Genomic DNA, 6,260 nt, shown 5'->3' with positions numbered 1-6,260 from the left:
GGGTGCGCAGCATCAGGCTCTTGGGCTTCTTGGCATTGAAGCCTTTCATGATGCGCGTCCAAAGGAGACGGGCCGCGCGCATCTTGGCGATCTCCAGGTAGAAATTCATGCCGATGGCCCAGAAGAAGCTCAGGCGCCCGGCAAAGTCGTCCACGTCCATGCCCTTGGCGATCGCAGTCTTCACGTACTCCTTGCCGTCGGCCAGGGTGAAGGCGAGCTCCAGCGCCTGGTTGGCACCCGCCTCCTGCATGTGATAACCGCTGATGCTGATCGAGTTGAACTTCGGCATGTGCTTCGCCGTGTACTCGATGATGTCGCCGATGATCTTCATCGACGGCTCGGGCGGGTAGATGTAGGTGTTGCGCACCATGAACTCTTTCAGAATGTCGTTCTGAATCGTTCCGCTCAGCTTGTCTTGCGACACGCCCTGCTCTTCTGCCGCCACCACGTAGCCGGCCAGCACCGGCAGCACCGCGCCGTTCATGGTCATCGACACGCTCACCTTGTCGAGCGGGATCTGGTCGAACAGGATCTTCATGTCCTCGACCGAATCGATCGCCACACCGGCCTTGCCCACGTCGCCGGTCACGCGCGGGTGGTCGCTGTCGTATCCCCGGTGGGTGGCCAAGTCAAAGGCAACCGACACACCCTGCCCGCCAGCGGCCAGCGCTTTGCGGTAGAAGGCATTGGACTCTTCGGCGGTGGAGAAGCCGGCGTACTGGCGGATGGTCCAGGGGCGAACGGCGTACATCGTGGCCTGCGGGCCGCGGATGAAGGGTTCGAAGCCCGGCAGCGTGTTGGCGTGAGCCAAGTGGGCCGTGTCCGCCGCCGTGTACAGCGGCTTGACCGCGATGCCGTCGGGCGTGATCCAGTTGAGCGCGTCCACATCGCCGCCGGGCGCTGACTTGGCGGCCGCTCGCGCCCAGTCTTCCAGGCTGGCGACAGTGAATTCGGAGGGGGTGCGGGGCGGTTGGGAAGACATGGTGACTCGGCCGTTGAAGCGTGGTGAAAGGGTGATTGCAGGCGGGCGAACAACGCACATGGTGCGCCAAAACACGCGTGCAATTTTATATCATTCATAATTATTGATGCAAAATATTCCAGCCGACTTACAATGGTCGCCGGCCTTTCGCCCTGTTTAGACACCTGCCCAGCTCCATGTCCGCCCTCTCGCTTGCCCCGCGCGCCCTGTATGAAGAAGTGGCCGAGCTGCTGCGCCAGCGCATCTTCAGCCGCGAGCTCGAACCCGGCAGCTGGATCGACGAACTCAAACTCGCCGAGGAATACGGGATCAGCCGCACACCCCTGAGAGAAGCGCTCAAGGTGCTGGCCGCCGAGGGCCTGGTGACCATGAAGGTGCGCCGCGGTGCCTACGTGACCGAGGTGTCCGACAAAGACCTGGCCGACGTGTACCACCTGCTGGCCTTGCTGGAATCCGACGGCGCCAGCGTGGTGGCCGAGCGCGCCACCGACGCCCAGCGCAGCGAGCTGCAGGCGCTGCACGCCGAGCTGGAAGCGGCGGTGAAAGACCGGGAGCGCTTCTTTGCCATCAACGAGCGATTCCACATACGGCTGCTGGAGATTGCCGATAACCGCTGGCGCCAGCAAATGGTGAGCGACCTGCGCAAGGTGATGAAACTCAACCGCCACAACTCGCTGCTCAAGACCGGGCGCATCAGCGAATCGCTGGCCGAGCACCGCGCGGTGATGGAGGCGCTGCTATCGCGCGACGCGGCGCTGACCCGTGAGCGCATGCACCAGCATTTTCAGAACGGGCTGGAAGCGGCGACCTGACGTATCGGTCAGGAATCGGATGGCGACGTGCCAGCTGCAGGTGGTGGTGGGCATGGGCGCTCTTCTGGTCCGGGTCCTGTGTGCAGATGTCGCTGGTCTCAAGTCGTTCGCCGGCATCTCCGGTGCGCGCATCAGGCTGCCAGCAGACCTCTGGATCTGCCTGAGCGGCAGCGACGGCAGTGAACTGTTGATGCAAAGCGGCCACCTGGAAACCCTGCTCGCGCCGGCCTTCACCATTCGTTTGGCGCATTCGAGGCGTTGTTGGCTGGCTTGTCGGGCACCGAAGAAGGCCAGACCGACGCCGTGTTCACCTTCAACAAGTCCAACGCCCGGGCCTATTCCTGGGGTCAGCCGATACGCGACGGCAGCATCGACCTGAGCAACATCGAGCTCTGAATCGCGGCGCCTGTCGGCAGCTCGCGCTCGCCATCGCCTGCTCATCCAGGTACACCCCCGGGTATTCACCAACAATTGACAAATGTCAAAACGCCCGGGGCTGGCGCGTCTCATGATGGCTGGCAAACCACCACAGGAGATAAGGCATGGCACACATCGTGATTCTGGGCGCGGGCCTCGGCGGCATGCCCATGGCGTATGAGATGAAGGCGCTGGCACGCGCGGGAGATACCGTCACGGTGATCAGCGAATCGCCCAAATTCCACTTCGTGCCGTCCAACCCCTGGGTGGCGGTGAACTGGCGCAAGCGCGGTGACATCGAGGTCGACATCACCAAGGCGCTGGGCAACAAAGGTATCAAAGCCATCATCCAGGCTGCCAAACGCGTGCATCCAGAAGCCAACCAGGTCGAACTGGCCGATGGCACGCGTGTTGACTACGACTACTTGGTGATCGCCACCGGCCCCAAGCTGGCGTTCGACGAGGTCGAAGGCCTGGGTCCCCATGGCGGCCATACCCAGTCGATTTGCCACGTGAGCCATGCCGAAACCACCGAACAGGCCTGGTCGCGCTTCGTGCAGGACCCTGGACCAATCGTGGTGGGCGCGGTGCAAGGCGCATCGTGTTTCGGCCCAGCCTACGAGTTCGCCATGATCATGGACACCGACCTGCGCAAGCGCAAGATCCGCGACCGCGTACCCATGACCTACGTGACACCTGAGCCCTACATCGGCCACCTGGGCCTGGGCGGCGTGGGCGACTCCAAGGGCATGCTGGAAGCGGCCATGCGCCAGCGCCACATCAAGTGGATCTGCAATGCCAAGACCACCAAGATCGAAGCGGGCCAGATGTTCGTCACCGAGCATAACGACCAAGGCCAGCCGATCAAGGAACACGTGCTGCCGTTCAAGCACAGCATGATGCTGCCGGCCTTCAAGGGTGTAGACGCGGTGTTTGGCATCGAGGGGTTGACCAACCCGCGCGGCTTCATCACCGTCGACGAGCACCAGCGCAACAAGCAATTCACCAACATCTTCAGCGTGGGCGTGTGCATCGCCATTCCGCCGGTCGAGACCACGCCCATCCCGTGCGGCACGCCGAAGACTGGTTACATGATCGAGTCCATGGTCACCGCCACCGCGCACAACATCCGTGAGCTGATGGACGGCCAACAACCCTCCCACAAGGCGACCTGGAACACGGTGTGCCTCGCCGACTTCGGCGACACCGGTGCCGCCTTCGTCGCCCTGCCCCAGATTCCTCCGCGCAACGTGAGTTGGTTCAGCGAGGGCAAGTGGGTGCACCTAGCCAAGGTCGCGTTCGAGAAGTACTTCATGCGCAAGATGCAGAAGGGCACCTCAGAGCCGATCTACGAGAAGCTCATCATGGATTTCATCGGCATCACCAAACTGAAAGCCAAGTCTGGCAAGTGAGGCCGAGCCAATGCGCCCGGGCAGGACTCAGGCGTCGGCCAGCCAGAACGAGTCGAGCCGGGCCATGAAAGCGGACAGGTCTTCGAAGTAAGGCAAGGCGCCGCCTTCAACCAGGTGGAACTGCCAGTTGGCGTGATCGGCCAAGGTGGTTCGGCCTTGGTAGTCGGTGAAATCGCCACGCGAGGCCATGCTGACCCAGACCGGGCAATCCACCGCCTCAAAAAGCGTGTTGATGTCACCACTGAACAGCGCGGCCGAGACAAAGTGCAGCGGCGCGTGCCGCGCACCGGGCTGGCGGGTGGTGGCCACCGCATAGGCCCAGAGCGCTTCGTCCACGCTGGGTGCTCCAAAGGTGCGCTTGAGGAAATAGCGGATCACGCCGGGACGCGTGAGGTTGCGAAAAATGCGCTCCCCCCAGCCGGGTCGCTGCAACAGTCGCAACAGCCAGGGCACCATCAAGGTTGAGCCGGGTGGTCCGTGGCGGCGCTTGGCGCGCGAGAAGCCGGTGGGACTGACGAGCGCCAGGCGGCGAAAGCGCTCGGGTCGCTCCCGCTGCGCGCGCACCACAAACTCTGCCGACAGCGATAGACCCAGAGCATCCACCTGCTCTGACCCAGCGTGTTCGGCCAGCCATTCAGCGGCCGCGAGCACCGCGTCTGTCATGAGGCGCGGCGTGTACAGCCGATCGCTGCGATCGGAATGGCCATAGCCTGGCAAATCGATGGCGATCACGGTGCGACGCTGCCGTTCAAACTCAAACAGCGGCGCCACCTCAGCCACCGAAGCGGCTGCGTTGACGCTGTGCACCAGCAGCAGCGGCGGCAGGCCGGCCACCGGATGCTGGGGGCTGGCGTGGTACACGGCTACCCGGCCCGCAACCGTCTCCAAATGGATCAGATCGGCGGCCACGGCCAGTGGCAGCGCTGCGGTGCGAGCACCTGCGGCAGCGCCGGCGTCGGTCATGCCTCTGCCGCTTCGGGCTCGTTCACCACATGCACCTGTGCCATGGCCCAGACCTCCCGCGGCGGCAAGGGCTTCAAGCGGTGGTCGCTCCAGACCTGGCGCCACTTGCGCGCGCCCCGAAGCCCGTGGCGCAGGCCGAGCATGTGACGGGCAATGGCGTACCAAGGGCAGCCGTCCTCCGCGAATGCTCGCTCCATGTAGCGAACCATCTGGTCTTCCACCTCATCGCGACTGAGCGCATGGGCAGACGCACCGAAAAAGCGTTCATCCCAGCCGGTCAGCAACCAGGGGTGGTGGTAGGCCTCGCGACCGAGCATCACCCCGTCAACCATTTGCAGGTGCTCGGCGATCTGCTCATCGCTGGTGATGCCGCCGTTGAGGGCAATGGTGAGGTGCGGGAAGTCGCGCTTGAGCCGGTGCACGAGTTCGTACCGAAGCGGTGGCACCTCGCGGTTTTCTTTCGGACTCAGGCCCTGCAGCCAGGCGTTGCGCGCATGCACGATGAACACCTCACAACCGGCCTCGGCCACCGTGCCCACGAAATCGCGCACGAAGTCGTAGCTTTCGGTCTTGTCGATACCAATACGGTGCTTCACCGTGACCGGAATGGCCACCGCATCGCGCATCGCCTTCACGCCATCGGCCACCGTCTTCGGCTCGGCCATGAGGCAGGCGCCGAACGCACCGCGCTGCACCCGGTCGCTGGGGCAGCCACAGTTCAGGTTGATCTCGTCGTAACCCCACTGCTCGCCCAGGCGTGCAGCCCGAGCCAACTCATCAGGCTCGCTGCCCCCCAGCTGCAGCGCCACTGGATGCTCCTCAGCGCTGAAGCGCAGGTGCCGCTGCACGCTGCCGTGCATCAGCGCACCCGTGGTTACCATCTCCGTGTAGAGCAGCGTGTGCTTCGTCAGAAGCCGGTGCAGGTAGCGGCAATGGCGATCCGTCCAGTCCATCATCGGCGCAACGGAAAGGCGCCAGGGCGACAGGGGCAAGGCGGGAGCAGACATTGAGCGATTATCCCAGCGTAAGCGAGTCGAACACGCTCTCAGCAGAATTCATCATGCGCTCCTGCCGACGATCGCATTGAGGAGAACGCACCTTGAAATCACGATGGCTTGCCCTCCTCGGTCTGCTGCTGGTGTTGACGGCAGGGTGGCTCTGGACCCAGACCGCAGCATGGGCTACCTCGCCGAACGCTATCTGCGTTCGCCACAGGACCTGATCCTCGTGAGCGGCGTGCGCATGCATGTTCGCGACGACGGTCCCAAGGATGCACCTGCCATCGTCTTCCTGCATGGTTTCGGCGCCAGCCTGCACACCTGGGAGGTCTGGGCACAGGCGCTGAAAGGGAACTACCGTGTGATCCGCTACGACGCGCCGGGCTCCGGTCTCAGCGAGCCCGACCCGACAGGCGACTACAGCGATGTACGCAGCCTGCAACTGCTCGGCGAACTCATGACGCAGCTGGGCGTACAACGCGCAACGCTCATCGGTAACTCCATGGGTGGTCGGATTGCCTGGTCGTTTGCAGCAGCCCAGCCACAGCGTGTGGACAAGCTGGTGTTGGTGGCTCCTGACGGCTTTGCCAGCCCCGGCTTTGAACAGATGTGAGCGCATTCCCCAGCCTGGGCGCGAGTCAGGGTGGGGTCTAGCGAACGGCGCTTGCTAAAGCGC

At 63.7% G+C, this 6,260-nt stretch carries 7 protein-coding genes; 4 read left to right on the top strand and 3 right to left on the bottom strand.

Going from position 1 to position 6,260, the window contains the following annotated elements:
• Window positions 1–982 (bottom strand): methylmalonyl-CoA mutase family protein (locus GPT34_RS17365; protein ID WP_291015212.1); only part of this gene is annotated, 982 nt, incomplete at its 3' end.
• Between the two features lie 176 nt (window positions 983–1,158).
• On the opposite strand from GPT34_RS17365, the gene GPT34_RS17360 reads away from it, so the two are divergent.
• The 3 genes from GPT34_RS17360 to GPT34_RS17350 all read left to right on the top strand — a co-directional run bounded on the left by GPT34_RS17360 (window position 1,159) and on the right by GPT34_RS17350 (window position 3,623).
• Window positions 1,159–1,794, top strand: coding sequence for a GntR family transcriptional regulator (locus tag GPT34_RS17360; protein ID WP_291015210.1), 636 nt, complete (start codon window positions 1,159–1,161; stop codon window positions 1,792–1,794).
• A gap of 261 nt (window positions 1,795–2,055) precedes the next feature.
• Complete coding sequence (locus GPT34_RS17355; protein ID WP_291015206.1) at window positions 2,056–2,190, top strand: hypothetical protein; 135 nt, start codon at window positions 2,056–2,058, stop codon at window positions 2,188–2,190.
• A 146-nt stretch (window positions 2,191–2,336) separates the two neighbouring features.
• The gene (locus tag GPT34_RS17350) at window positions 2,337–3,623 is read left to right on the top strand and encodes an FAD/NAD(P)-binding oxidoreductase (protein WP_291015204.1); all 1,287 of its coding nucleotides are present in this window, start codon (window positions 2,337–2,339) and stop codon (window positions 3,621–3,623) included.
• A 27-nt stretch (window positions 3,624–3,650) separates the two neighbouring features.
• On the opposite strand, the gene GPT34_RS17345 is transcribed toward GPT34_RS17350, so the two are convergent.
• Window positions 3,651–4,586 carry an alpha/beta hydrolase gene (locus GPT34_RS17345; protein ID WP_291015201.1) on the bottom strand — a complete coding sequence of 312 codons (936 nt, stop codon included), beginning with the start codon at window positions 4,584–4,586 and terminating at the stop codon, window positions 3,651–3,653.
• On the bottom strand, window positions 4,583–5,593 hold the full coding sequence (gene dusA, locus GPT34_RS17340; protein ID WP_291015199.1) for a tRNA dihydrouridine(20/20a) synthase DusA: 1,011 nt from the start codon (window positions 5,591–5,593) through the stop codon (window positions 4,583–4,585). The genes GPT34_RS17345 and dusA overlap by 4 nt, the downstream gene beginning before the upstream one ends.
• Before the next feature lie 169 nt (window positions 5,594–5,762).
• Here dusA and GPT34_RS17335 point away from each other — a divergent pair, with 169 nt between their 5' ends.
• Window positions 5,763–6,197 carry an alpha/beta hydrolase gene (locus GPT34_RS17335; protein WP_291015197.1) on the top strand — a complete coding sequence of 145 codons (435 nt, stop codon included), beginning with the start codon at window positions 5,763–5,765 and terminating at the stop codon, window positions 6,195–6,197.
• Window positions 6,198–6,260 lie beyond the last annotated feature (63 nt).

Origin of the sequence: Hydrogenophaga sp., from assembly GCF_011390835.1 — a bacterium.
Lineage (GTDB): Bacteria > Pseudomonadota > Gammaproteobacteria > Burkholderiales > Burkholderiaceae_C > Hydrogenophaga.
The sequence above is the reverse complement of the archived record's forward strand: the minus strand, read 5'-3'. Positions and strand labels throughout refer to the sequence as shown.

Coding starts and splice junctions, on each gene's coding strand:
- GPT34_RS17350 (WP_291015204.1), top strand. CDS start 2,337: ATGGCACACATCGTGATTCTGGGCGCGGGCCTCGGCGGCATGCCCATG.
- dusA (WP_291015199.1), bottom strand. CDS start 5,593: ATGTCTGCTCCCGCCTTGCCCCTGTCGCCCTGGCGCCTTTCCGTTGCG.
- GPT34_RS17335 (WP_291015197.1), top strand. CDS start 5,763: ATGGGCTACCTCGCCGAACGCTATCTGCGTTCGCCACAGGACCTGATC.
- GPT34_RS17360 (WP_291015210.1), top strand. CDS start 1,159: ATGTCCGCCCTCTCGCTTGCCCCGCGCGCCCTGTATGAAGAAGTGGCC.
- GPT34_RS17345 (WP_291015201.1), bottom strand. CDS start 4,586: ATGACCGACGCCGGCGCTGCCGCAGGTGCTCGCACCGCAGCGCTGCCA.